The organism is Rhodococcus sp. ACS1, from assembly GCF_002300155.1.
GTDB classification, from domain to species: Bacteria; Actinomycetota; Actinomycetes; order Mycobacteriales; family Mycobacteriaceae; genus Rhodococcus_F; species Rhodococcus_F koreensis.
Window position 1 is genome coordinate 706,167 of the sequence record NZ_NSDZ01000005.1, and the last position, 23,858, is coordinate 730,024.

17 protein-coding genes and 2 pseudogenes are annotated in these 23,858 nt (G+C 67.5%); 3 read left to right on the forward strand and 16 right to left on the reverse strand.

The features are described 5' to 3' along the window. The first annotated feature begins 87 nt into the window (after positions 1–87). Together CJ179_RS23995 and CJ179_RS24000 are read left to right on the forward strand one after the other, a co-directional pair. Positions 88–1,629 (forward strand): PucR family transcriptional regulator, encoded by a 1,542-nt coding sequence (locus CJ179_RS23995; protein WP_095863100.1) that lies wholly within the window; start codon positions 88–90, stop codon positions 1,627–1,629. A 222-nt stretch (positions 1,630–1,851) separates the two neighbouring features. Further along, positions 1,852–3,183: pseudogene (locus CJ179_RS24000) on the forward strand (MFS transporter); the annotation flags it as partial. Between the two features lie 967 nt (positions 3,184–4,150). Here the strand turns inward: CJ179_RS24000 and CJ179_RS24010 are convergent. The 16 genes and pseudogenes from CJ179_RS24010 to CJ179_RS24085 all read right to left on the reverse strand — a co-directional run bounded on the left by CJ179_RS24010 (position 4,151) and on the right by CJ179_RS24085 (position 23,064). Beyond that, positions 4,151–5,185, reverse strand: a complete 1,035-nt coding sequence (locus CJ179_RS24010) for a proline racemase family protein (RefSeq protein ID WP_095863101.1) — start codon at positions 5,183–5,185, stop codon at positions 4,151–4,153. A 47-nt stretch (positions 5,186–5,232) separates the two neighbouring features. Further along, positions 5,233–6,351 (reverse strand): annotated as a pseudogene (locus CJ179_RS52795) (1-aminocyclopropane-1-carboxylate deaminase/D-cysteine desulfhydrase). Positions 6,352–6,444: 93 nt separating this feature from the next. Beyond that, complete coding sequence (locus CJ179_RS24025; RefSeq protein WP_072939226.1) at positions 6,445–7,341, reverse strand: dihydrodipicolinate synthase family protein; 897 nt, start codon at positions 7,339–7,341, stop codon at positions 6,445–6,447. Between the two features lie 177 nt (positions 7,342–7,518). After that, entirely contained in the window at positions 7,519–8,859 is a 1,341-nt protein-coding gene (locus tag CJ179_RS24030) for an MFS transporter (protein WP_095863104.1), read from the reverse strand. Between the two features lie 269 nt (positions 8,860–9,128). After that, positions 9,129–10,460, reverse strand: coding sequence for an NAD(P)/FAD-dependent oxidoreductase (locus CJ179_RS24035; RefSeq protein ID WP_095863597.1), 1,332 nt, complete (start codon positions 10,458–10,460; stop codon positions 9,129–9,131). After that, on the reverse strand, positions 10,457–11,887 hold the full coding sequence (locus CJ179_RS24040) for an NAD(P)/FAD-dependent oxidoreductase (protein WP_095863105.1): 1,431 nt from the start codon (positions 11,885–11,887) through the stop codon (positions 10,457–10,459). Before CJ179_RS24040 ends, CJ179_RS24035 begins: the two co-directional genes overlap by 4 nt. After that, on the reverse strand, positions 11,884–13,311 hold the full coding sequence (locus CJ179_RS24045) for an FGGY family carbohydrate kinase (RefSeq protein ID WP_095863106.1): 1,428 nt from the start codon (positions 13,309–13,311) through the stop codon (positions 11,884–11,886). Before CJ179_RS24045 ends, CJ179_RS24040 begins: the two co-directional genes overlap by 4 nt. Before the next feature lie 33 nt (positions 13,312–13,344). After that, entirely contained in the window at positions 13,345–13,485 is a 141-nt protein-coding gene (locus CJ179_RS50610; RefSeq protein WP_179377637.1) for a hypothetical protein, read from the reverse strand. A gap of 96 nt (positions 13,486–13,581) precedes the next feature. Then, positions 13,582–15,018 (reverse strand): aldehyde dehydrogenase family protein, encoded by a 1,437-nt coding sequence (locus tag CJ179_RS24050; protein ID WP_095863107.1) that lies wholly within the window; start codon positions 15,016–15,018, stop codon positions 13,582–13,584. Between the two features lie 40 nt (positions 15,019–15,058). Next, positions 15,059–16,531 carry an APC family permease gene (locus CJ179_RS24055; RefSeq protein ID WP_373560159.1) on the reverse strand — a complete coding sequence of 491 codons (1,473 nt, stop codon included), beginning with the start codon at positions 16,529–16,531 and terminating at the stop codon, positions 15,059–15,061. A 183-nt stretch (positions 16,532–16,714) separates the two neighbouring features. Continuing rightward, on the reverse strand, positions 16,715–17,371 hold the full coding sequence (locus CJ179_RS24060; protein WP_083395641.1) for a PolC-type DNA polymerase III: 657 nt from the start codon (positions 17,369–17,371) through the stop codon (positions 16,715–16,717). Beyond that, positions 17,368–19,188, reverse strand: a complete 1,821-nt coding sequence (locus CJ179_RS24065) for a putative nucleotidyltransferase substrate binding domain-containing protein (protein ID WP_072939214.1) — start codon at positions 19,186–19,188, stop codon at positions 17,368–17,370. Before CJ179_RS24065 ends, CJ179_RS24060 begins: the two co-directional genes overlap by 4 nt. Continuing rightward, positions 19,181–19,918 (reverse strand): GntR family transcriptional regulator, encoded by a 738-nt coding sequence (locus CJ179_RS24070; protein WP_072939211.1) that lies wholly within the window; start codon positions 19,916–19,918, stop codon positions 19,181–19,183. Before CJ179_RS24070 ends, CJ179_RS24065 begins: the two co-directional genes overlap by 8 nt. A 118-nt stretch (positions 19,919–20,036) precedes the next feature. Continuing rightward, the gene (locus CJ179_RS24075; RefSeq protein ID WP_072939208.1) at positions 20,037–20,546 is read right to left on the reverse strand and encodes a hypothetical protein; all 510 of its coding nucleotides are present in this window, start codon (positions 20,544–20,546) and stop codon (positions 20,037–20,039) included. Beyond that, on the reverse strand, positions 20,543–22,180 hold the full coding sequence (locus CJ179_RS24080; protein WP_095863109.1) for a GMC family oxidoreductase: 1,638 nt from the start codon (positions 22,178–22,180) through the stop codon (positions 20,543–20,545). Before CJ179_RS24080 ends, CJ179_RS24075 begins: the two co-directional genes overlap by 4 nt. 125 nt (positions 22,181–22,305) lie before the next feature. Further along, positions 22,306–23,064, reverse strand: coding sequence for an SDR family NAD(P)-dependent oxidoreductase (locus CJ179_RS24085; RefSeq protein WP_095863110.1), 759 nt, complete (start codon positions 23,062–23,064; stop codon positions 22,306–22,308). A gap of 278 nt (positions 23,065–23,342) precedes the next feature. Between CJ179_RS24085 and CJ179_RS24090 the strand changes: the two genes are divergently transcribed. Continuing rightward, a complete protein-coding gene (locus CJ179_RS24090; RefSeq protein WP_072939200.1) occupies positions 23,343–23,858 on the forward strand; it encodes an RbsD/FucU domain-containing protein in 516 nt (171 codons plus the stop codon).

The following is a 23,858-nucleotide window of genomic DNA, read 5'->3' on the forward strand; positions in this document are numbered from 1 at the left end:
TCAGCATTGCGGTGCCACACCGTTTCCGACAGTTGCATTGTGGGAACCATTTGCGTCGGTTCATGCACGTTCTGTGTACCATTGTTCATGGTCTTCACCGTCGCCGATGCCCTCGAAATCGATCTCCTCAAGGACGCGGGAGCCCGTGTCCTGACCGGATCGGGCAGCCTCGACCGTGAGGTCCGCTGGGTGCATTCCTCCGAGATCTCGGATATCGCCCGCTTCCTCCGGGGTGGAGAATTACTCCTGACCGCCGGGCTCGGAATGGGCAACACGGGCGCCCTGCAGCAGGTGTTCGTGCGCGCCGCCGCTCATGCCGGGGCCGCCGCTCTCGTCATCGAGGAGTCGGGACGGATGTTCGACCGCGTACCGGATGCCGTAGTCGCCGAAGGGCAGGCCTGCGACCTGCCGATCATCGCCCTCGCCCGCGAGGTGTCGTTCGCCGGTGTCTCGGCGCAGGTGCACGAGATCCTGACCGACAAGCGCCTGCAGGCGCTCACCTACGAGCGGGAAGTCGAGTCCACGTTCTCGAACCTGCTGCTCGACGGCGCCGACTACCTGTCGATCGTGCAGACGCTGGCCGAACTCACCGACGGCACGGTGGTGCTCGAAAACATCGCGCACCGCGTGATGGCGTACGTCGGCGAGTTCGACGAGGAGGCCGGCATCGAGGACTGGGACAAGCACGCGCGGGGCCTCCACAGCGACGACGACGGATGCGTTCGCAGGCCGGTTCTAATGCGCGGCCAGCCCTGGGGCTGGATCCACGTCTTCACCGACCGGCCCGCGACCGCACGCTCCACCGCCACGTTCGCAGCGGAGCGCGCCGCCGCGTCCGTCGCGATCTCCTTGCTGACCGACCGGAGCCGGGAAGCACGGGACGACCAGCGGAGCACGGCACTGATCACGCGACTGCTGATCGGCGACCTCTCCGGAGCCGAATTCGTCGACCAGGCAGGAAGACTCGGATATCAGCTGGGGTCGGGGCACATCGTCGTCGTCATCGCGAACAAGGACGGCCGCGACGAGTCGTCCGCTCCGCGCGGGGGCCGCCAGCCCGACACCGGGGCGATCAACGCCGACATGGGCGACTACGTCGTGGCGGTGGCGGCGGAATCCGGCCGGACCCGCGCCGAACTCGCGGGCCTGCTCGGGAAGATGGAGCACGGGGGCGGCATGAGCCGCGCGGTGCCCGCCTCGATGCTGCAGGTCGCGGTCACGCAGGCAAAAAGTGCGGCCGCGGTGTCGCGCTCCCTGCCCGCCTCACCGATGCTGCATTTCGACGACCTCGGTGTCGAACGTCTGCTCGTGACGTTGGCGCAGGGTCCCGAACTCGCCAGCTTCGTCGAGGACGAACTCGGCCCCGTTCTCACGAAGGATGCGCAGTCCACGACCCCGCTGCTCCCCACGTTGCGGGCCTTCCTCGCCGTCGACGGCCGCAAGACCGAAGCGGCGGACAAACTCTTCATCCAGCGCCGGACGCTGTACAACCGGCTCGACCGCATCGCCGCGATCCTGGGTAAATCCCTGGACGACGCCGCCACCCGGCAGAGCCTGCTGCTCGCGGTGAAGGGGCTGGATCTGCTCGAGGGGTCGTCGGTCGCGGCGCGCAGGAGCGGGCGACCATGAGTGAGGAGCGGGCGACCATGAGTGCGGAGCAGGCGACCATGACATCGCCGGCGCTGCCTTCTCACTCTGTGCAGTCTGCGCGCGGGAGGTACACGGTCTGTACCTGTTGTGCGGCGCGTCACCTTCGTAGTGTTTTCACCAAGATTCCGGCCATCCAGTCGGTGTTGATCGAAAGTTCACGCGCTCGCTACTCGCTGAACGGATGCCTACCCCCGTAGGCGCCCGCGGCGGTCCGAGACCTACGGCAAGGACGAAATCATGGCAACACATGGAGCAGGCACCGCTCCCGTGCTCGACCATACACGCGTGCGAAAGGCGCGAATCGCAACATTTTTCGGCTTCTTCCAGTTGGGCGCCGTGATGTTGATGTGGTCGACGAGCACCACTTCGTTGCGTAGTCACCTCGGATGGGAGGGCGACGGCGGCGACTCGCAGTTCGGCCTCCTCGCGCTGTCGATCGGCATCGGCGCAGCCGTCGGGTGCTTCGCCATCGGCCCGTTCATCGATCGGTACGGCCCGCGAAACACGGCCATGCCCACGATGGTGATCTATCCGCTCTGTTACATCCCCCTCGCATTCCTCGACGGACTGGTCGGAGCGATGGCGATCGGCGTGCTCATCGGACTGCTCCGCGGCGCATTCGACACGGCGTTCAACACCCACGGCGTGCAGGTCGAGCGGTACTACGGGCGACCCATCATGTCCGCGTTCCACGCCGCCTACCCGGCGGGTGGCTTCGTTCTCGGTCTCGTCGGCAGCGCGTTGGCCCGGCACTTCACCGACAGCCCGGCCGTCGCCTACATCTCGATCGGCGTGGTGTTGTCGGTCCTCGGTTTCGTCTTCGGCAAGTGGCTCCTCTCCCTCGACGAGTTGCTGCCCCCGGAGCAGGACGAGATTCCGGGCGCAGCCGACCCTGCCCACCCGGGGAAGCGGTCGGCCACCACGGCGACGCTGCTCGTGATGATCGGATTCGGTGTGCTCCTGCTCGGATCGATGTTGAGCGAGGGCGCGGTCCTGGACTGGGGCCAGGAATTCGTTCGCCGCGCGGTCGGCACCACGGCAGGGCTGGCAGCGACGGCTGTCACCCTCTACTCGGGTGCGCAGTTCGTCGGCCGGTTGTTCGGCGACAGGCTGGCGGAGTACTTCGGTGCTCGCCTCATCGTCGGCGCGAGCGGTGTCATCGGCGCCGCCGGTGCGCTTCTCGCGATGCTGGGCGGCTCGGCGCCGCTCGCACTCACCGGTTTCGTGCTGCTCGGTCTCGGCCTGGCCTGCATGGCACCGCTCATGCTGTCGGCGGCCGGGCGACGCGATCCGGAGAATGCGGGACGGAACATCGGTCTCGTCAACGCGATCGGCTACGTGGGCATGCTCGTCGGGCCGGCCGCGATCACCGTCGTCGTCGACAACCTCGGTATCGAATGGATGCCACTGCTGCCGGCCATCCTCCTCGCGCTGATCGCGATCGGCGGTCCCGCCCTGATGCGCCTGGTGCCGCGCTACCACAAGCCGGTCAACGAGGCACACAACGAGCAACGACCCATCGCGGCCGGCTGACCCGGCCCGACCGAACCACTGATGCGGTTCAGCACTCGACAGGGTGCTGAACCGCATCAGCGTCGTGAAGAAGAGCAGATGCATCCGAGAACGACATCTCCGCTGCGAGACTCGGTGTGCATGGCGGACATCGCACGAGAAGCCGGAGTATCGATCGCGGCCGTGTCGCCGTTGTCGTGCCCCGCATCGATTCAAGCGTCGAGGCCGGCGCCTTTCTCGGTACCTTGCCGCTGCGGCGAAAGGTGGATGGGCTCGGAACCGAAGCTGCGCGTGCGCTCCTCGACATCATGGAGGAGGATCCCCGCAATGACGAGTGACAACGAGGCCACGGTTCTCGATTGGGTCGAGACGACTCCTGAAGAACTGCTCGCCCGCCTCTGCGAAACACGACAGATGAACACGAACCGCCCGATCGTCATCGGAATCGATGGCCGGAGTGGGTCGGGAAAGTCCACTGTTGCCGCTCGACTCGCTGCAGCGACCGGTGACAGCGTCATCGTCCATACCGATGACATAGCTTGGCACCACTCCTTTTTCGGTTGGCACCATCTTCTTGCCGACGGCATCCTCTGCCCTCTCCGGCAGTGCGGGGCGCCTGTCTCGTTCCGTCCACCCGGGTGGGTGGCATGGGGACGGCCCGGTTCCATCGACATTCCGGATACCGCGAACGTCGTCTTCGTCGAAGGAGTAGGGGCAACCCACCGCGACCTAGCCGGATGGTTCGACGCCACGATCTGGGTGTCCACCGACCCGGTGGTCGCCTACCGCAGATGTCGAGCGCGGGGTCGATCCGCCCGCGTTCATCGAGGAGTGGATGGCGCAGGAGAACTCCTTCCTGGCCGAAGACCGCCCGTGGGCGCGGGCATCGGTCATCATCTCCGGAGAGCGCGTGCCGGCCGGGACGTCAAACGGCCGAATCCCATGTGAGTGGGAAAGCGTGTCCCGGCACACTTTCCCACTCACATGGTCAGTGTCCGGTCGGCCAGTTGTCGGACAGCGTGTAGCCGGTGGGGAAGGGGTCGGCGGGGTCGAGGCCGACCTGGCTGAGTTCGGTGATGTACGCCTGCCCGGTGACGCGGGGTACGACCGCCTCGTAGTCGCCCACGCTGGTGAGCCGGTCGATGCGGCTGGTGAATCGGCTGCCGATAACGGATTCGTGGACGAAGGTTTCACCCACCTCGATCAGACCTTTCGCCTTCAAAACCGCAAGACGTGCGGACGTGCCGGTGCCGCAGGGCGAGCGATCCAGGCGCCCCGGTGAGACCACGACCGCGTTACGGGCGGTCAGGACGCCCTCGTGGCGGGACAGTGGACCGACGAATTCGGTCTGGGTGATGCCGGCGAACTCGGGATTGATGGGGTGCTGTGCCGGAATTTGCTCCGCTGCTGCGGTTTTCAGTTTCTGTCCGAGTTCGCACAGGTCGCGGGCCTCGTCGGGAACCAACTTTAGGCCGAGGGCCTCGGCGTCGGCGAGCACGTACGCCATGCCGCCCCAGGCGACGTCGACGGTGAGGGTGCCGTATCCGTCGAGTTCGAGCGGTACCTCGACCGCATAGGCGAAGGCGGGCTGATTTTCGAACTCGACGCCGGTGACCTTGCCGTTCTCGCAGGTGCACCGGATGCGGATGAGCCCGGCGGGTGCCTCGAGGACGATGTCGGTGACGGGTTCGACCATGGGGATCATCCCGGTCTCGAGCAGTGCCGTCGCCACACACATCGTGTTGCTGCCCGACATGGCCGGATACTCGGTCGACTCGGCGATGACGTAGCCGAGCTGGGCCTGCGGATCGGTGGCCGGGACGATGTAGTTGACGCAGTGGGTGACCGCACCACGGGGTTCGTGCAACAGCAATTGCCGCAAGTCGTCCTGATTGTCCCGGAAGTGCTTCATCTTCTCGAACACGGTGGCGCCGGGAACGTCACCGATCCCGCCGGTCACGACGTTGTTGATTTCTCCACCCACGTGACACTTGACCACGTTGACGACTCGGCTCCACCGCACGACTTCCTCCGATCCGATGCGCTTCGATGGCGTTCATCGAAGCAGTGTCAGTAATTGTTCTGTGCCGCGGCGAGCGGCCTTCCCTTCGAGCGTTGCACAGCCGGGTATGCGGCCGCGGCGTCGTCGGCGAACATCGCCGGCACACCACCGGTGTGCAGGAACACGATGGGCCCGGTCAGGCGGGGGTCGGACAGTGCGGCGACGGCCTTCGCCGTGTACACCGGGTCGGTCACGATCCCCTCGTCACGGGCCAGTTCGGTCATCGCCGCCTGCGACCGGTCCGAGGCAAGTGCGTATCCCGGACCGAGGTACTCGTCGAACACGGTCGGGGTCACTGCGGGCGGGTCGAATCCGAGCTCCGCGGTGGCGGCCACCAGGTCCCGGACCCGTCCGCCGAGGTCGGAGTGGATCTGCGCGACGTCGACGCCGACGATGTTCGCCGGGGCGCCGAGCAGTGCGGCACCGAGTTCGAGCCCGGCCTGGGTGCCGCCGGTCGAGGAGGCGTGGACGATGGTGGCTTCGGTGCGGTCGACGAGATCGAGTTGGTGGTGGATCTAGAGGAAGGCAGCGGCGTAGGCCAGTACTCCCGAGCTGGTGCTGCCGCCGGCGGGAACGAGGTACGGGCGTTTGCTGCGGTTGCCCTGATCCCGCAGCCGGGCACACAGCTGCCGGGCGTGCTCACTCATCGAAGTCCAGTCGAGGTCGTCGACGAAATGGGTTTCGGCGCCGAACAAGTCGTCGAGGAGCAGGTTGCCGCTGGGGCGTTGCGGGGCACGGCCACCCAGGATCAGGTGGGCGTCGATGCCCGCCGCGGCCGCGGCCGCCGCCACGGTGCGGGCATGGTTGGACTGCTGCGCCCCGACGGTGACCAGGCTGGTCGCGCGGGCGTTCATCGCATCGGCGAGAATCAGCTCCAGCTTCCGGGACTTGTTGCCGTCGGCCGCGAACCCGGTCAGATCGTCCCGCTTGATCCAGACCTCACGGCCCAGGCGTTCGGAGAAGTTCGGTAGCAGATGCAGCGGTGTCGGGGTGGCGGTGAGCCTGATCCTGCACCGCCACCGCCGCGCGAGGATCTCTCGGGCGCGGGCGTCGGCGATGCACGGCATCAGGTACGAGACGGGATCGGTGACGGAGACGTTCGCCACCGGCCTCTGCGCGCGTGTCATGGGAAGGGTCGCTCCTTTCGAAACGCGTGCGATTCGGGTCGGCGATGCCGGCCGCGGTGGGCCGACATCGCCGACAGTCGGTGAGGGGCCGGTCTATTTGCCGTAGTTCAGGCCGGTCTCGGCGATCAGCTTGGTGAGCTCTTCCTTCTTCTCCGCGGGCAGTTCGCCGTAGGGTGCGCGCGGCACACCGAGGTCGACACCCACGGCCTGTGCGGCGGCCTTGGTGGCCACGGCGTAGCCTTCCTTGCCCAGGAAGTCGAGGACGTTCCACAGGCGCTTGAAGATCTCGAGTGCCTCGGTGTACTTGCCGGCCTTGGCCAGCTCGTAGATCGCCACGGTCTCCTTCGGCGCGAAGTTCGGTGCACCCCAGATGGATCCGGCGGCACCAGCGGAGAAGGCGGGCAGCACGATGGTGTCCCAGCCGACGAACGTGTCGATGGCGTCACCGAGGTTGAAGATGAGGTCGAAGGCCTGCTCGATCGAGCCGGAGGTGTCCTTGATGTACTTCACGGCGTCGGTGCGCTCGAGCAGCTCGCGGTAGAACGGGCGGTCGAGGTTCATTCCGGTGACACCGGGCAGATTGTACGCGATGACCGGGATGTTCGCGGCCTCGCCGACGGTGGCGAAGTACTCGATCACCTCGTGGCGGGTGGGCGCCTCGTAGAACGGCTGGACCAGCAGGACCGCGTCCGCTCCGGCGTCGGCGGCGTGCTTGGACAGTTCGATCGCGTCCGCGGTGCGGGTCGAGCCGGTCTGCGGGGCGACGGGCACCCGGCCTGCGGCCTGGTCGATGACGACTTTGTTGACGAGCTTGCGCTCGTCGAGGGACAGTGCCGCGAACTCGCCGGTGCTGCCACCGGGAACGAGACCGTGCAGACCGTTGTCGATCAGAAAGTCGACGTGGTTGCGCAGTGCGCCTTCGTCGACGGAGCCGTCGGCGGCGAAGGGCGTGGAAACGGCAGCGAGGATGCCACCCAGCTTCTTGGTCATGTTCGTGTCCTTGTGTCGTGGTTGGTCGGCTACTTGAGGGCCGTGGATTTCTCCGAGTCGATGGCCCGGATCCCGCTCGTCTCCTCGACCGTCGTAGATTGACGATTGTCGACAAGTGAACGATAGAAATTTAACTGTGGCGCGCGGTGCTTGTCAAGGGTTCGGGTGGCGGGGTTCTCATTCGCCGACCCGGACCGGGTCGTACTGAGCCGGACGGGCGGCGATGACGGCGTCGGTCTTGCGTCCGGCGGTTTCGTGGAGGGTGGCGGCGGCGGCGATCGCGGTGACCCCGGTGACGATCAGGATCACCGAGGGGGACACCGGGCTTCCGGTGGCGGAGATCAGCCAGGTCGCAAAGTACGGTGCGGTGCCACCGAAGAGTGCGACGGAGATGTTGAAGCCGATGGAGAAGCCGGCGTAGCGCACTCTCGAGGGGAAGATCTCCACCATCGCGGCGCCGGAGGCCGACATGAACATGGCCAGGCACACGCCCATGGCGGCGTGGGCGACCATGATGGCGGCGATGTTGCCGGTGGAGAACGCCACGAAGGCGGGGAAGACGATCAGTGTGCTCGACACCGCGCCGAGGATGATGACCGGCTTGCGGCCAAAGTGGTCCGAGAAGCGGGCGAAGACGAAGATCGACACCGCGGCCGACACCAGGCAGGTGACCGTCGACGCGGACGCCATGCCGAACGAGAATCCGACCTCGGCCTGCAGGTAGGTCTCCATGTAGACGAAGATGAAATAGAAGGCGGCGGCCTGGAAGGCGATGCAGCCGACGACTTGCACGATCTGGCGCCGGCTGGTGGCGAGGGCGTCCTTGATGGGTGACTCACTCACCTCGCCGGAAGCCTGCAAGCGTTCGAATTCCGCTGTGTCGCTGAGCTTGAGCCGGATGTAGAGGCCCACCAGTCCGAGCGGACCGGCGATCAGGAACGGTATCCGCCAGCCCCAGGCGAACATGGCGTCGTCGCTCAGGGCCGCGTTCAAGCTCAGGACGAGGATCGAGGCGGCGGCGTTGGCGAGGTAGCTCGAGCAGTGCCAGAAGCTCACCGTGCGTGCCCGTCGTCCCCGCGCGGCGGACTCGACCAGGAACGTGGCGGCACCGCCGGGTTCGCCACCGGCGGCGAAGCCCTGCAGGATGCGCAGAGCCACCAGTAGGACGGGCGCGGCGATGCCGATGGAGGCGTAGCCGGGCAGCAGGCCGACCGCGAAGGTCGACATCGACATCAAAATGATGACGGTGGCCAGGATCTTCTTGCGGCCCACCTTGTCGCCGAGACGGCCGAAGACGAATCCGCCGATCGGATTCATCAGGAAGGCGACCCCGAATGCGGCGAAGGTCGCCAGCAGACTGGTGGCGGGGTTTTCGGAGGGGAAGAAGATCTGCCCCAGGAGTACGGCGAGGAACCCGTAGGCCGCGAAGTCGAACCAGGTGATGAAGTTTCCGATGGCCGCCGCGGTGATGGCTCGACGCATCTCCGAGCCGTGTAGATGGCCCTGGTGTTCTGTCATGGATGCTTCCGATCGATTCGTGGGCACCCGCACAAGTTGTAGTGCGGTCTATTGTCGACAAGTGACGTTCCTGATTGTTGTCCGGGTCACACGCAATGTCAACGTCGAGTAAAGCCGCTTCGCGCGCGCTCAGTCACCTGCTTACGGGGTGAAGGTGAGGACTGCCGGGCTCCCGGGACGTGCGAAAGCCGCCCTGCCGAATCAGGCACCGCGGGAGGATGACTGGTTCGGCAGGGCGGGCAGGAAGCGATCGCGGATGCGGGCGGGTGTCAGGAGCAGCGGGCGGGGATGAACTGCCCGACCCCGTTGAGCGTGGGCGCGGTCTGGGTTGCGTTCGCCAGGCCGACCGTCACCGGTCCTCGGGACGGGTCGACGTCGCGCATGATCGACCACGGCACCCGGAACACGCGGCCGGGGGAGGCCGCCCAGGGCAGTGTCTTGGTGGTCACGACGCGGCCGTTCTGGGAAATGGTGACCTTGGGGAACCGGACGAGCGCGTCCGTCCACAACAGCAGGCGCTGTCGCGGAGGCGCCGGGTCGCCCGGGCGCAGCAGGCCGGGAGATATCCACCGGAACGGCTCTTCGGCGAGAATGCGCAGAGCCTCTCCGGTGGGAGCGGGCGCATGCGAGTCGAGGTAGCCGGCCACCTGATCGGCGACGAAGGTGCCGTCGAGTGCTGCGATGTCGGCGGTGTCGACCGGGTGCAGGACGTTGCCGGCGGCGAAGACGCCGCGAGCGCTGGTGCGCAGGGCGGTATCGACCAGCGGCCCCTTGGTGCCGGGATCCAGTTCGATGCCTGCGCTGCGGGCCAGTTCGTGGTCGGGGATCCAATCGCCGGTGAAGACGACGGTGTCGCAGTCGATCTTCGTCCGGACGCCGGTGTCGAGGTGTTCGATCTCGATCGCTTCGACGTTCTTGCGGCCGATGATGCCGACGACGCGGGTGCGGGTGGCGATCGCGAACCGGAACAGTGCTTTGCCGGGGATGTTGAAGGCGGCGTACGACTCCGGTGAGGGGTACTGCGTGGTCATCAGCACGGTGTCGCAGCCGGCGTGCCGCAGTGTCATTGCCGCGGACCAGCTCACGAGTTCGCCGCCGACGATCACGGCCCGTGTGCCGACGCGACCGTGGTGCAGATGCACGAGATTCTGCAACTGCCCGGTGGTGTAGACGCCGGCGGGTCGATCACCCGGGATCAGGCGGGCCGGGCGGGCCCGCTCACGGGCACCGGTCGCGAGGACGAGTGCCTTCGCCTCCACCCGCAGCAGCCCGGCCGGGCTGGTGACATCGAGCGCGCCGTCGGGGTGGACGGCGGTGACCGTCGCGTTGGTCCGGATCTCTGCCCCGGCGTCGGTCGCCGACCGGACCAGGCGCTCGGCGTACGCGGGACCTCCGATGAAGGTGTGGAGGTCGCGGATGCCGTACCCGGGATGGTCGCAGTGCCTGGGGATTCCGCCGGCACGGATCTCCCGGTCGAGGACGAGGGCGCGGTGGCCGTGGACCTTGCCGAGCCGGGTGGCGGCGGACAGGCCCGCCGGGCCGCCACCGACGATCGCGATGTCGGTCTTGACCACGGTGCGTGGTGAGGTAGGGACGCTCATCGGTTTTCCTTCGGTGTCGTGGCGGCGGAGCGGCCGGCGCATCGGTAGCCCTCGGCCAGGGCGCCCACCTCTGCTCCGCAGAAGAAGCCCTGGCATCGGCCGTTCATGGCGCGGGTGCGTCGGCGCAGACCCTCGAGCCCGGCCGGGGGAATGAGGGAGGCGTAGGCATCACGGATCTCACCGGCCGTGACCCGCTCGCAGAAGCAGACGACCTTGCCGTATTCGGCGTCCGCGGCGATGCGCGCACCGTCCTGGTACGGGCGAGTGAACGCCTCACCGATGTTCGGCATCGCCGGCGGGTCCGGCAGCTCGGCGCGGGGTTCGCCGAGAGCATCGGCCTTGGTGAGAAGTTCGCCGACGTACTCGGCGACAGCCATTCCGGACGTCAGGCCGGTCGACCGGATCCCGCCGACCAGGACGTACCGCTGATCGGTGTCGACCTCGATGAGGTAGTCACCGTAGTCGGCGGCGGCCCGGAGCCCGGCATAGGTGGCGGTGACCTCTTCGTCGAGCAGCCGGGGCAGGAGCTTGGCGCCCTTGCCGAGCAGGAATTCGAACCCTTTCGCCGAGGTGCCCGTCGCCGACCGGTCGGTGAGGTCCTCTGCGGTCGGGCCGAGCATGACGTTGCCGTAGATGGTCGGCGATATGAGCACACCCTTGCCCCGGGAGGTGGGAACGGGCAACACGATCTTGTCGACCAGGGGGCGGGCCAGCTTGTCGTAGACGAGCAGTTCGCCGCGGCGCGGGGTGATGTGGAAGCGGTCGTAGCCGAAGGCCTGGTCGAGGAAGTCCGCCCCGAGCCCTGCCGCGTTGATCACCCAGCGGGCGGTGATGTCGCCTGCCGAGGTGTGCAGGGTGGTGCGGTCTGCCTCGACCGTCACCGACTCCGCACGCGTGTTGGTCCGCAGCGTCACCCCGCGGGCGACCGCGTCGGTGGCCAGCGCGAGGTTGGTCGTCCAGGTGCAGATGATGGACTCGTCCGGCACGGTCAGACCGCCGAGGACGCCCTCGCCCAGATCGGGCACCATCCCGTACACGGTGGCGGCGTCGACGATTTCGCACTCGGTGTACCCGTTGGCGGCGGCCTTGTCCCGCAGACTCGGCAGAGCGTCGTACTCCTCGTCGTTCCAGGCGACGAGGATCGCCCCGGTGTGTTCGACGGGAATTCCGGTCTGCTCGGCGTATGCCGACAGCAGCGTGTAGCCGCGGCTGACCATCCGTGATTCGAGGGTGCCGGGTTTCGCGTCGAATCCGGTGTGCAGGATCGCGGTATTCGCCTTGCTGGTGCCGTCGCCGACATCGTCGCGGGCCTCGACGAGCGCGATGGTGAGGTCGTATCCGGCCAGTTCGCGGGCGATCGCCGAGCCGACGATACCGGCACCGAGGACGACGAAGTCGTAGTCGGTGGGGGTGGGTGAGTCAGTCATCGTTTCTCCTGGGGAAGCGTCGCGTGTGCCGCCGACGCCCAGTGGTGTCGGAATTCTGCTGCGCGGTCGGGTGACCAGCGAGGTTCGTAGGTGGTGGCGGGAGTCCAGTCGGTGACCGCGTCGGCAAGGGACAGGCCGGGATTCATCGCCAGGCGCGCGCACGCGGCCGCACCGAGAGCGGTCGCATGCGAGGAGGGATAGACGTCGATGGGGATCTGGGTCAGGTCCGCGGTCGCCTGCATCAACCGCCGCGACTGAGTGAGTCCACCGTCGACGCGCAGCCGGGTCAGCGGGCCGCCCAGGTCGACCTCCACGGCCGAGACCAGCTCGGCGGTCTGCGCCGCCAGGCCTTCCACTACCGCGGCCACCAGCTGCGCCCGATCGGTGGACAGGGTCATCCCGGTGAACGAGGCGGTCGCGTCCGGTCGCCACCACGGTGCGGCCAGTCCTGCCAGCGCCGGGACGAAGTAGGTGCCTCCGGAATCCTCGGCGGCGGTGCTGTCGAGGTCCCGCGCCGACGCGATCAGCCCGAGGTCCTGTATCCACCGGATCGCCGACGCCGCGGTGTACGCCTGCCCGTCCACGCAGTAGGAGGTCTGCCCCCGCACGTTCCACGCCACGCAGGAGGCGAGCTGGGACGCCGAGCGCACCGGGCGTCGGCCGGTGTTGGCGAGCAGGAACACTCCGGTGCCGAAGGTGCACTTGGCGGTGCCGGGATCGAGGCACCGCTCCGCCAGCAGCGCCGCCTGCTGGTCGACGATCAGCCCGCCCACGGCGGCGCTCCCGCCGAAGGCATCGGTCTTGCCCACCAGGGCGTCGTTGCCGACGATCTCGGGCAACCGCTCCTCGGCGAGTTCGAACAGCTCCAGCAGTTCCTGATCCCACCCTCCGGTGTCGAGACCGGTCAGCAGCGAGCGGCTCGCGGTGGCGGTGTCGGTGACGAATTCGCCGGTCAGGTGATGCACGATCCAGGTGTCGGTGGTGGTGACCACTCCCTCGTGGGAGACATTGCGGCGCAGCCACTGCATCTTGGGCGCCGAGAAGTACGGGTCCAGAATCAATCCGGTCCGCTGTTCGACCCAACTCCGGGCCGCCGCCTTGTCGCGGCACAGCGTTTCCGACCGACGGTCCTGCCAGACCACTGCCGGGCTCAGCGGTCGTCCGGTCTCCGGATCCCACACCAGGACGGTTTCGCCCTGGTTGGCGAGGGAGACGGCCGACACCGGCACTCCCGCCTGGGTGACCGCCTTCCGGCCGGCGTCCAGGACGGAGTGCAGCAGGTCCATCGGATCCTGCTCGACGCCACCGGCCGCGAGATAGGTGGGGCGCACGGTGTTCTCGGCGATGGCGAGGACGTCGCCGTCGTCGGAGACGACGACCGCCTTGGTCCCGGAGGTGCCCTGGTCGATGGCAAGGACTGCCACGATCTCTTCCTTTCGAGAGTGTGAGCGCCGGGATCAGAACAGCGCGGATGCGCCGGCGGACTCCGGCGAGGATCGTGGGGACACCCCCAGCAGTCGTGAGAATTCCTCGGTGCTGACGATCCGGCTCACTCGTAGTGCCTCGGTCATCCGGCGGTGACGTTCTGCTGCGAGCATGACGACCCTCGTGGTTCTGTGGATTATGCGCCACGCCAATGCTTTCGGCATGGCGTGGCGCACTCCGGCAATCAACGGGCGATCACGAGGAACGGGTCAGGAGAGGCTGACGATGACCTGCTTGACTCGCGTGAACTCCTCGAGCCCCGCAGCGCCGCCTTCCTTGCCGTAGCCGGAGCCCTTGAAGCCGCCCAGCGGGCCTTCCGGTCCGACGGCCATGTGGTTGTTCACCCAGACCACCCCGGACTCGATGGCGTTGACGTTCCGCAGGGCCCGGCCGATGTCGCGGGTCCACACCGAGGCGGCCAGTCCCTGCTCGACCGCGTTGGCCTTGGCGAGGGCATCGGCTTCGTCGGTGAAGGTCTGCACCGTCGCGACCGGTCCGAAGATCTCCTCCTGGACCAGCTCGTCGTCCTGCTGCAACCCGTCGATCAGGGTGGCCTCGTAGAAGTAACCCGGACCGTCGACGGCCTTGCCGCCGGTGACGACGCGGGCGTGGGCGGGGAGCCGGTCGACCAGCTCGGCGACCCGGGCACGCTGGCCTTCGGAGATCAGCGGGCCGAGGACGGTCGACGCGTCGGCCGCGTCCCCGATCTCGGTGGCGGCCAGGCTGGCCGCGAGCGCCTCGACGAACCGGTCGTGGATCTTCTCGCTCACCAGCAGGCGGGTGGCGGACATGCACTCCTGGCCGGCGTTGAACAGGATGCCGTTGGTCAGGATCGGCAGCGCGGCCTCGAGGTCGATGTCGTCGTAGATCACGACCGGAGCGTTGCCGCCGAGTTCGAGCACCAGACGCTTGGGCGTCGCGCCCGCCGCCTCGGCGATGCGCTGACCGGCCGCGGTGGAGCCGGTGAACGAGACCAGGTTGACCTCGGGGTGGCGTACCAGGTGATCGCCGACGACGCTGCCCTTGCCGTGTACGACGTTGAGGACACCGGCGGGCAGCAGCTGCTGCGCGAGTTCGGCGAACCGGGTGGTGGCGATCGGGGTCAGCTCGGCCGGCTTGATCACGACCGTGTTGCCGGCGACCAGGGCGGGGGCAAGCTTCCAGACCGCCTGCCACAGCGGGAAGTTCCACGGGGTGATGCCGAGAACGACGCCGAGGGGCTCACGCCGGACGAAGCTGGTGTTGCCGGCGACGAATTCGCCGGCGGCCTGGGCGGCCAGTGTCCTGCCCGCCCCGGCGAAGTGCCGGAACGCCGCGACGATCCCGGGCAGTTCGTCACCGGCGGCCGCGGTGGTGGGCTTGCCGGCGTCGATCGTTTCCAGGTGGGCGAGTTCGTCGAGGTTGGCCTCGAGCAGATTCGCCAGTTCGTGCAGGATCTGCGAACGTTCGCCGGGGGTCTTGGCGGACCAGGCGGGGAAGGCGGCGCGGGCGGCGGCGACCGCCCGGTCGGCGTCCTCGATCGTGGACTCGGTGAGCTCGGCGACCACCTCGCCGGTGGAGGGGTTGAGGACCGTGCGGATCTTGTCGGACGATCCCGTCACCGCCTTGCCGTCGATGATGTTGGTGAGCTGGATGGGGGACGACATGTGAAACCTTTCCTCGGTTGCGATTTGTCGGCGGGTGGGGTTACAGGTGGCCTTGCAGGGTGTCGATGGACTTGCCGCGTCGGCTCTTGGGGATGGTCATGTACACGACTGCGCCGGAGAGGATCACCAGCAGCATGCCGATTCCGACGTGGGTGGGGTCGGAGTAGATCAGCAGCGCGCACAGCACCACCGACCAGGCGATGGCCAGGACGAAGATGAGCGGGCTCAGGAATCCGTAGTGCCACGGGTGCTTCGGCAGCTTGCGCTTGACCAGACCCCAGAGGCCGACGGTGACCACGACGCCGTACGCCAGTCCCCAGGCCAGGGCGGTCATGGCGGCCAGTACCGACAGCAGCGACGACCACAGGGCGAAGATCACCGACAGGGCGAAGATGGTGAGGGTGGCGTTGATCGGGATGCGCTGCGCACTGACCTTGCGCAGCCAGTGTGCGGCGGGCACCTGACCGTCGCGGGCCTGCGACCACAGGACCCGGATTCCGGTGAGCTGCAACATCACCAGCGCCGCGAACAGGGCGATGATGGCGACGGCCTCGAAGATGTTCGCGAACGCGGAGCCGACGGCGGTGTCGAGGATCAGCTTGACCGGGGTGTCGCTGTCCATCACCGCGGGCAGGTCCTGGATCGCGAGCATGATCAGGGCGACCATGAACACGCCGACCACGTAGGACGACACGTTCGCCATGACCGATGCCATCGGGGCCTTGCGGGCAGCGTCCCTGGTCTCCTCGGACGCGTTGCCGGTGGCATCGAAGGACGAGATCGCGTAGGCGGGCAGGATCATCGCGAACAGGAACGGGACGAACCAGTTCCCGCCGGAGGCGGTTCCGCCGGAGTCGCTCAGGAAGGACAGCGGCTGGGTGGGATGCTTGACGACCAGCAGGACGCCGACGAGTGCAACCACGCACAGCACCTCGGCGACGACGCCGATGTTGTTGAGCACCGCGGCGACCTTGACGCCCGCGATGTTGATGATCGTGCCGAGGACGATCAGACCCAGTGCCCAGGGCAGGGTGTCGGCGGGGCCGTCGAACGTGACGCCGAACCATCCGGCGATGAACGGGGAAATACTGACCGCCACGGTGGTGACTGCGACCGTGTGGGCGATGAGCAGCCACCATCCGGTCTGCCAGGCAAGCCACGGCTTGCCCGTGATCCGGCCGGTGATCTGGTAGACACCGCCGGCCAGCGGGTAGGCGGACACCAGCTGTGCCACTGCCAGGCCCACGGTGAACACCTGCAGGCCGCCGCCGACGAGGAAGGACCAGAACGAGGCGGGGCCGAAGAATCCGAATCCCACGATGAGGGTGGTGAAGATGCCGGAGGCGATCGCGATCGAGGTGAACTGCACTCCGAACGCGGAGAAGAGTCCGAGTGTGCGGTTGAGCTCCTGCTTGTACCCGAGCTTTTCCAGGTACGCGGCGTCGGAGTCCGTGGGCGTCCCGGTGGGCGCGGACTCGAAGTCGGGTCCGGGCGCGGGGGGCTGGGTGGACACGGTCGGCTCTTCGGGTTTTGTGGCCATGCTGACCTCACTGGTCGGTGTCGAGAAAGCCTCGGCAGTGCGGCGAGGCTGGGGTCGGGGGTAGCCGCACAAGGGGAAGTCTATCCGCTCTTTGAGCAACTGTCGACAATCTACCATAGATGCGTGTGATCTCAATCACTGACTGTTTCGGCTGGGCTACCGCCCGCTCGGAGGGGACAACAGACCCCGGTCCCCGCAGGTCAGATCGACCAGGGATCGAGCGGTGTCGTATCCGCGGCCGCTCAGGCGGGAGGCCAGCACCAGAAAGACCTGCGCCGTGGTGACGGCGTCACCGAGTGCGTGGTGCGGATCGACGACGGGGAGTCCCAGCGCGGTGGCGAGCCATTCGAGACCCGCGTCGCCGCGCTGACCCGCGGGCGCAGTGCCACACGCGCGGGCCAGGGCCGCGGTGTCGATCAGCGGGACCCGAAACCGGATGCCGGCGTCCCGGAACGCGCGGGTGAGGAATGCCTGCTCGACCCACGCCGAGTGTGCGACGACCACCCGATCGGTCATCAGGGCGGCGAGAGTGTGCACTGCGGCATCCGGCGGTGGCGCATCCGCGACGTCTGCCGGGCGCAGGGTGTGGACGGCGATCGCCTCCGGGGACATTGCCGACCGGGGGCGGACCAGGTCGTAGACGCTCTCGGCGGTGATCACCCGGCCGTCTCGGATGACGACGGCGCCGTACGAGACGATGGTGTCCTTCTTCAGGTCCAGCCCGGTGGTCTCGAGGTCGACGACGAGATATTCGCTCTGCCGCCACGGTTTTCGTAGAGGGTCCTCGCGTCGTCGTCTCCAGCGCACTGTCATGGCAGTCGCGCCACCCACTCGCTCTCGAGCCGATTCTGCACCTCCGCGACGGCGCGGAACGCCTCCCGCAGGTAACGACGGGTCAGGGAGTCGAGCTGATTCGGCGCCACCCAGGTGGTCGCGGCAGTGGAGGTCTTGATCGCGTCGATCTCCCGGCCGAGGATCAGCCCGTAGATGTACTCGAAGGCCTGCACGAGGACCTCGGTCTCGTCCGGTGTGAGCAGGTTCGACGCGCCGCCCCGCCGCAACCGGGTAATCGTCGAGCCGCGGTCGTCGCCGGTGACGACGGCGATCCACCGCCCGAGCGAGGCGATCGGGACCAGTCCGCGGGCCTTGAGGTCGAGGTGGCCGCGGTTGGCGCCGGACTGCTCGACGACGAAGTTGCGGACGAAACCCACCGGCGGGCGGCTCGAGACGGTGAAGCGCAGCAGCGCCGAGAGGTACTCGTGGCTCCGGGTGGTCGCCAGCATCGCATCCGACACCGAGCGGCCCAGCGACAGCCCGGTCACCGGGCGGCTGTCCGCGATCATCGACGACAGCAGCAGTGCGTTGTGCTGGGTGGGATTGCGGATCCACGACGTGGCGGTGGAGACGGCATCGGCGCGGGAGCGGGCGAACTCCGGGTTGGTGGCATTGGCGCCGTCGACGCAGCGCTCCAGCCCGCACCGCTCCATGTTGTCGAGGACGCGCCCAGCCCAGCGCTGCAATTTCCGCGCCGGATTGCGTTCTCCGGGTAGGTCTTCCCAGACCAGGCTGGTGTCGACGTCCGAGCGGGGGAGCGGCTCCCGGCGTGCCACCGAGCCCAGCAGCAACCAGGACGTCCGGTGTGGCACGCAGTCGTCACCGATGTCGGTGAGTTCGACCAGCCGCTGCAACAGGGCGTCCACGACTGCCGAGAGAAGTCCGGCGATGTGCATCGGTGCCACGCCCGTGTCGTACAGCTCGACCCAGGTGCCGGGCAGCAATGCGGCCGCGGCGGCGAGTTCGTCGATGGTGTGGGCGTCGTCCACGGCGCGGCGGATGACGAGTGGATTGCGTACCTCGGCGGAGGCCAGGTCGACCACCCGCAGCACGCCCACGGGCCGGTCGGCGGCGCCCCGGACCACCAGGTGGTGCAGTCCGCACTCGATCATGCGCAGGAAGGCGTCACCCACCAGGGCATCGGCACCGATGGATTCGGCAGGAAAGGAGGCGATGGTGGTCACGGGAGCGTGCGGATCGAACGACGCCGTCGCGAGGGCGCGCCGGAAGTCGCTGTCGGTGACGATCCCGATCTCCCCACCACGGTCGAGCAGGGCGTAGGACTGGGCGGCGTCGGTGATCACCGCCGCGGCCTCGGACACGGTGGCCCCGACGGGGCACCACACGGCCGGGCGCATCTGATGGCGGGCGGCGCGCAGTGCCTGATCCACCAGGCCGGACCGGGTGAGGCGTTCCCGGGTGACGAGGGTGTTGTAGTGCTGAAATTGCAGACGTTCGGGGTGAGCGAGGATCGGTCTCGGGTCCGGGAACCGGTAGCAGAGGCTGTCCTCGGCGGCCCGCACGTCCAGGGGCGGCGGCAGCCCGGACAGGACCGAGATCTGCCCGAAGGTCTCCCCGGACCCGAGCAGGTCGATCACCCGTCCCCGGTCGACGACCTCGACCTCCCCGGTGCGCACCACGTAGAAGTGCGACAACGGGGCTTCGCCGGCCTCGATGATGCGGGTCCCGGCCGGGAAGAACTCGACCTCGACCAGGCGTGCCAGGGCGTCGAGGTCGGTCGACTCGAGTTCGTCGTACGGCGGCTGACCGCCCAGGAAGTCGACGTACTCACGCATGCGTGGCGGAAGCGGCCTCGCGCACGGTGTCGACGGCGTCCAGGGCGGATGCGGGACCGTGCACGTGACGATCGATCTCCCGGGTGATCGCGTCCATGTCGCCGGTGTCGATGATCGCCAGGAGCCGCTCGTGCTCGGCGACCACGTCGTGCAGGTCGGCGAAAGACTGGTGATCGGCGGACAGGAACAGCTGCAACTGCGATTCCCAGCTGCGCCACAGGTCGAGCAGCAGCCCGTGCTCGGAGAGCTCGTAGAACACGCGGTGAAAGCTCATGTGGGCGTCGATGGTTCGGGTCATGTCGCCGTCGTCGGCGCCGCGAGCCATGTCCTGCAACGCGCGGATGACCTTCGTGCGGCCACCGGCCGCCAGCCGTGGCATCGCCAGCTCGATCGCATACGGTTCCAGGCGCTTGCGCAGGCTGGCGATCTCCGCCATGCCCTGGGCGCTGACCTCGGCGACGAAGGCGCCCTTGTAGGCGATCTTCACCACGAGACCTTCGTCGGCGAGGATGCCCAGGGCTTCGCGGAGAGGTGCCCGGCTCACTCCCAGATCGGCGGCGATGTGTGCCTCCCGCAGCTGGCTGCCGGGGGCGAGGGTGCCGTCGAGGATGGCGGTGCGCAGCACGCCCGCGACGGTGCCGGGCGTGGTGCGCTGCTGGATTCGTCCGAGGGAAATCTCCCCCTCGTCGCGGCCCACTGTCGACCCCGGACGATTCGGTGACAGAGTCATTCCGTTGTCCTTTCTTGCTTCGGCCTCGTGGTTGCTCACTCGACGAGGTGGTATCAGTCCTACTCGGGTTGCAGGTGTCTTGTCGACAGTAGATCAGCTGGTGACCCGCCTGGGGGCCTCACTCCCCGGTGGCGGAGACGTAGATGGATCCGCGTTCGATCACCGGGTCGAGGATGCCGGTCGACAACTCGTTGGCGGCGTCCTCGAATCCGGCAGCGTCCCGGTGCTGTCCGGGGTACCCGATCAGCGCCTTGACCTGCGGGGTCATGAAGTAGGCGCCGGCCACGATCGAGGAGAGCGGGTCGAAGGTGACCTTGTCCTCGGCCCACATGCGCTTCAACCGGGCGTGGAGTTCGCCGCCGTGGAGATCCGCGACGTCGTTGATCGCCGTGACGACCGCGTCGAAGACGTCGGCGCGGGCGGCGAGCGCCAGATCGAGATACCGCAGATAGTCCTGCGCCTTGCTGGCGGCGGGATTCTCTCCGGATTCGGGGATGAGGCTGTCCGCGATCCGCAACAGGATGGTCAACTCGTCCTCGGACAGCTGCCGGGGCGGGCGGAGCGTGCGAACCGGCACGGACAGACGCCGCGGCGCCGAGGTCTTCAGTTCGATGGGTGTGGTGCTCATGCCTGGGCCTTTCCTGCGGTGACGTCCTCGACGACCTTGCGGCCCACCCGCAGTGCCAGAGCGCTGATGGTGCAGGTCGGATTGGCCGAGCCCGAGGTGACGAAGATGCTGCCGTCGGCGATGTAGAGGTTGTCGACGTCGTGGCTGCGGCCGAAGGAATCGACGACCGAGGTGGCCGGGTCGTCGCCCATCCGGGCGGTGCCGAGCAGATGTCCGGGCTGATCGACCCACAGTTCCTGGGTGATTATCTGCTTGGCGCCTGCCGCTTTGTGCAATTCCACCATCCGCTCGACGGTGTACTTCAGGATCTTGCGGGTGTTCTCGCTGACCCGGTATTCGACCTTCGGCGCGGGCAGCCCGTCCGAGTCGAACTCCTCCGTGGAGAGGGTGACCCGGTTGTGTTCCTCGGGTAGATCCTCGACGTTGGCTGCCCACAGGATGCCGTTCGACGACGCGCGTGCCACGTCGTGGACGGCCGGTCCCCACAGCTCGTCGAAGTCGAGCTGGCGGTGGGTCTCGATGGTGTTCAGCGGTCCCGGGGTCGGCAGCGCGTGCAACTTCGCACCACGGACGAAACCGCGGGAGGTGTCGGTGTCGTAGAACTGCATCGAGTGGATCAGCTGTCCGGCCGGGCCGCGCCAACTCTCGAGGTTCTCCTCGTAGTAGCCGACCGCGGTGCAGTTCGGGTGCAGCATCAGGTTCTTGCCGACCAGCCCGGAGGAGTTGGCGAGCCCGTCCGGGTTGCGCTCGTCCGCCGACAGCAGCAACAGTCGGGGTGTGCCGATTCCGTTGGCGCACAATACGACCGACTTCGCCGGTTGGAAGTGGACGGTGCCGTCGCGGTCGATCCACTCGGCACCGGTTGCCCGCCCGGTGTCGTCGGTTCTGATCCTGCGCACGCGCGCCCCGGTCTGCACCTGTGCACCGGCCTGCTGCGCCTGCGGCATGTAGATCAGATCGAAGGAGGCCTTCGCGCCCTGCGGGCAACCCCATTCGCACACCCCCCAGCGGCCGCACTGCTCGAGGGTCTTGTTCTTCTGGCTCGGGATCGCGTTGGTACCGGGCCACCAGTGCCAGCCCAGTGTGTTCGCCGCTTCGGCCGCCTTCATTCCCGGCTTGCCCAGTGGATGCGGCGGCAGCGGGTACTCGAGCCCGTCGGGGTAGGCGGTGTCACCGTCGACGCCGGACACGCCGATGAACGCGTCGACCTCGTCGTGGTACGGCTTGAGGTCGTCGTAGGCGATCGGCCAGTCGTCGGCGACGCCGTCGAGTGTCTTGACCCGGAAGTCCGAGGGCAGCAGTCGCGGCCACTCGGCGCCGTAGTAGATGGAGCTGCCGCCGACGGCGTTGAACATCACCGGCCACATGTCGGAGTCGCGGATATCCACCGGATAATCGGAGGGCAGTGCGCGCACGTTCGGGTCGTGCGCCCAGTCGTGCTGGATCAGCAATTCCCATTCCGGATGGTTGGCGGGGAAATCGCTGGGGTTGACCCAGTCGCCCTGTTCGAGGCACAGGACGTTCAGGCCGGCAGTCGCGGCCGTATGGGTGACCACTGCGCCGGACGGACCCGCGCCGATCACGAGCACATCGACGGAATCGTGCTCGGTGACATCGTGGCTGATGGAAGTCATCGGAGTCGACCTCATTTCGTCTAATTGTCGACATTTTGTCATAGTGGCGTGCATCACGTCCGCTGTCAAATGGACGTGCGGTGGAGGCCCGAGGCTCCCGGGCCTCCACCGCACGTCAGGTGTGATCAGGCGCCGGCGAGGACACCGCCGTCGACCACGAACGCCGTGCCGGTGATGGCCGTGGAGTGATCCGAGAGTAGGAACGCGACCGAGTGGGCGATCTCGATGGGGAGGATGGCGCGTCCGATCGGCTGGAAGTCGGGGAGCCCGGCCTCGAGCTCGTCACGGCCACCGAGGGCGGTGTAATGCGGGACGTTCAGCGGGGTGTCGACGAAGCCCGGGCACAGGGTGTTGGCCCGAATGCCCTGCGCGCCGAAGTCGAGGGCGACCGCCTTGGTCAGCGTCAGCACCGCACCCTTGCTCGCGGTGTAGGTGGTCAGCAACTTCTCCGCGCCGATCGAGTTGATCGAGCCGAAGTTGACGATCGATCCGCCGCCGGCCTCGAGCAGCTCGGGGATGGCGTACTTCGTCCCGAGGAATACTCCCTTGACGTTCACGTCGAACGTCTTCTGGAAGTCCTCGACGCTGGCGTCGAGGATTGTCCCGGGCTTGAGGACGCCGGCGTTGTTGACGATGCCGTCGAGCTTTCCGAAGGTCTGCACGGTGAAGTCGATAACACTCTTGACCTGCTCTTCGTCGGTCACGTCCACGACCTTGGCGATCAGGCGGTCGTCGTCCACCTTCAACTGCGGCAAGCTTGCCTCGGAGTGGACGGTGGCGACCACCTGGGCGCCCTCGTCGTGCAGATGTAGCGCGGTGGCCAGGCCGATCCCGCCTCCGGCACCGGTGATGATTACTGTCTTGCCTTCGAGCAGCTGGCCCATAGTTCGCTCCTTCAGGGTGGTTTTCGCGGAAACAGGTCGCGCCGCGCAGGGGATTGATCCTTTGTCGACAATCGACCGACACGTTTAGTGTGCGTGCTTCGGGCGGCCGGGTCAAGCCTCGATTTGCCGGGCCGAACACCTCTTGACGGATGCCGTCGCCCGGCTTACGTTTCTAGTCGATTGTCGACTAGAGCACATTCGGCATTCAACGGGCCGAGGTCGATCGGTCGTTCCGGCCGCGGATCGCGGCGATTCCACCACGAGGAGAGGACACATCCATGGCACCGAAGGTCCGTCTGTTGCACGAGCGGTTGGCGGCAGTGGTGAGCCAGCTACGCCACGGCGAGATGGTCTACATCGCCGATGCCGGAAGCGGCACCTCGGCGGCCAGTCTGGTGCCGCTGTCGCCGCAGGTCGAGACGATCGATCTTGGCATCGCTCCCGGTCTGCCCTCGGTCGGTGACGTGCTCTCCGTGCTGTGCGAGGCCGGAGATTTCGAGGCGGCAATCGTCACCGAGGACATGATCCGGGCCAACCCGGAGGGCCGGAAATTCGTCTCCGAACTGGTGGGGGAGGAGAACGTGCACGAACTGCGCTATCTGCCCGAGTTCTACCAACTACGCGACCGGGTCAAGGTTTTCGTCCAGACCGGGGACTACTCGGTGCACGCCAACACCATCCTCGTCGCCGGCTACCCCAGCCCCCCGATCCCGTTGAAGTGGCTGACGTCGCCGACCTGGTTCCAGGACCTGTCCGACGGGCAGGCCCCCGACTCGACCGCACCGGAGGCGTGA

Bases quoted from the DNA above. Each gene is read 5' to 3' on its own strand.
- CJ179_RS23995 (WP_095863100.1), top strand. From the start codon at position 88: ATGGTCTTCACCGTCGCCGATGCCCTCGAAATCGATCTCCTCAAGGAC.
- CJ179_RS24025 (WP_072939226.1), bottom strand. From the start codon at position 7,341: ATGACCAAGAAGCTGGGTGGCATCCTCGCTGCCGTTTCCACGCCCTTC.
- CJ179_RS24030 (WP_095863104.1), bottom strand. From the start codon at position 8,859: ATGACAGAACACCAGGGCCATCTACACGGCTCGGAGATGCGTCGAGCC.
- CJ179_RS24035 (WP_095863597.1), bottom strand. From the start codon at position 10,460: ATGAGCGTCCCTACCTCACCACGCACCGTGGTCAAGACCGACATCGCG.
- CJ179_RS24040 (WP_095863105.1), bottom strand. From the start codon at position 11,887: ATGACTGACTCACCCACCCCCACCGACTACGACTTCGTCGTCCTCGGT.
- CJ179_RS50610 (WP_179377637.1), bottom strand. From the start codon at position 13,485: ATGCTCGCAGCAGAACGTCACCGCCGGATGACCGAGGCACTACGAGTG.
- CJ179_RS24050 (WP_095863107.1), bottom strand. From the start codon at position 15,018: ATGTCGTCCCCCATCCAGCTCACCAACATCATCGACGGCAAGGCGGTG.
- CJ179_RS24060 (WP_083395641.1), bottom strand. From the start codon at position 17,371: ATGACAGTGCGCTGGAGACGACGACGCGAGGACCCTCTACGAAAACCG.
- CJ179_RS24065 (WP_072939214.1), bottom strand. From the start codon at position 19,188: ATGCGTGAGTACGTCGACTTCCTGGGCGGTCAGCCGCCGTACGACGAA.
- CJ179_RS24070 (WP_072939211.1), bottom strand. From the start codon at position 19,918: ATGACTCTGTCACCGAATCGTCCGGGGTCGACAGTGGGCCGCGACGAG.
- CJ179_RS24075 (WP_072939208.1), bottom strand. From the start codon at position 20,546: ATGAGCACCACACCCATCGAACTGAAGACCTCGGCGCCGCGGCGTCTG.
- CJ179_RS24080 (WP_095863109.1), bottom strand. From the start codon at position 22,180: ATGACTTCCATCAGCCACGATGTCACCGAGCACGATTCCGTCGATGTG.
- CJ179_RS24085 (WP_095863110.1), bottom strand. From the start codon at position 23,064: ATGGGCCAGCTGCTCGAAGGCAAGACAGTAATCATCACCGGTGCCGGA.
- CJ179_RS24090 (WP_072939200.1), top strand. From the start codon at position 23,343: ATGGCACCGAAGGTCCGTCTGTTGCACGAGCGGTTGGCGGCAGTGGTG.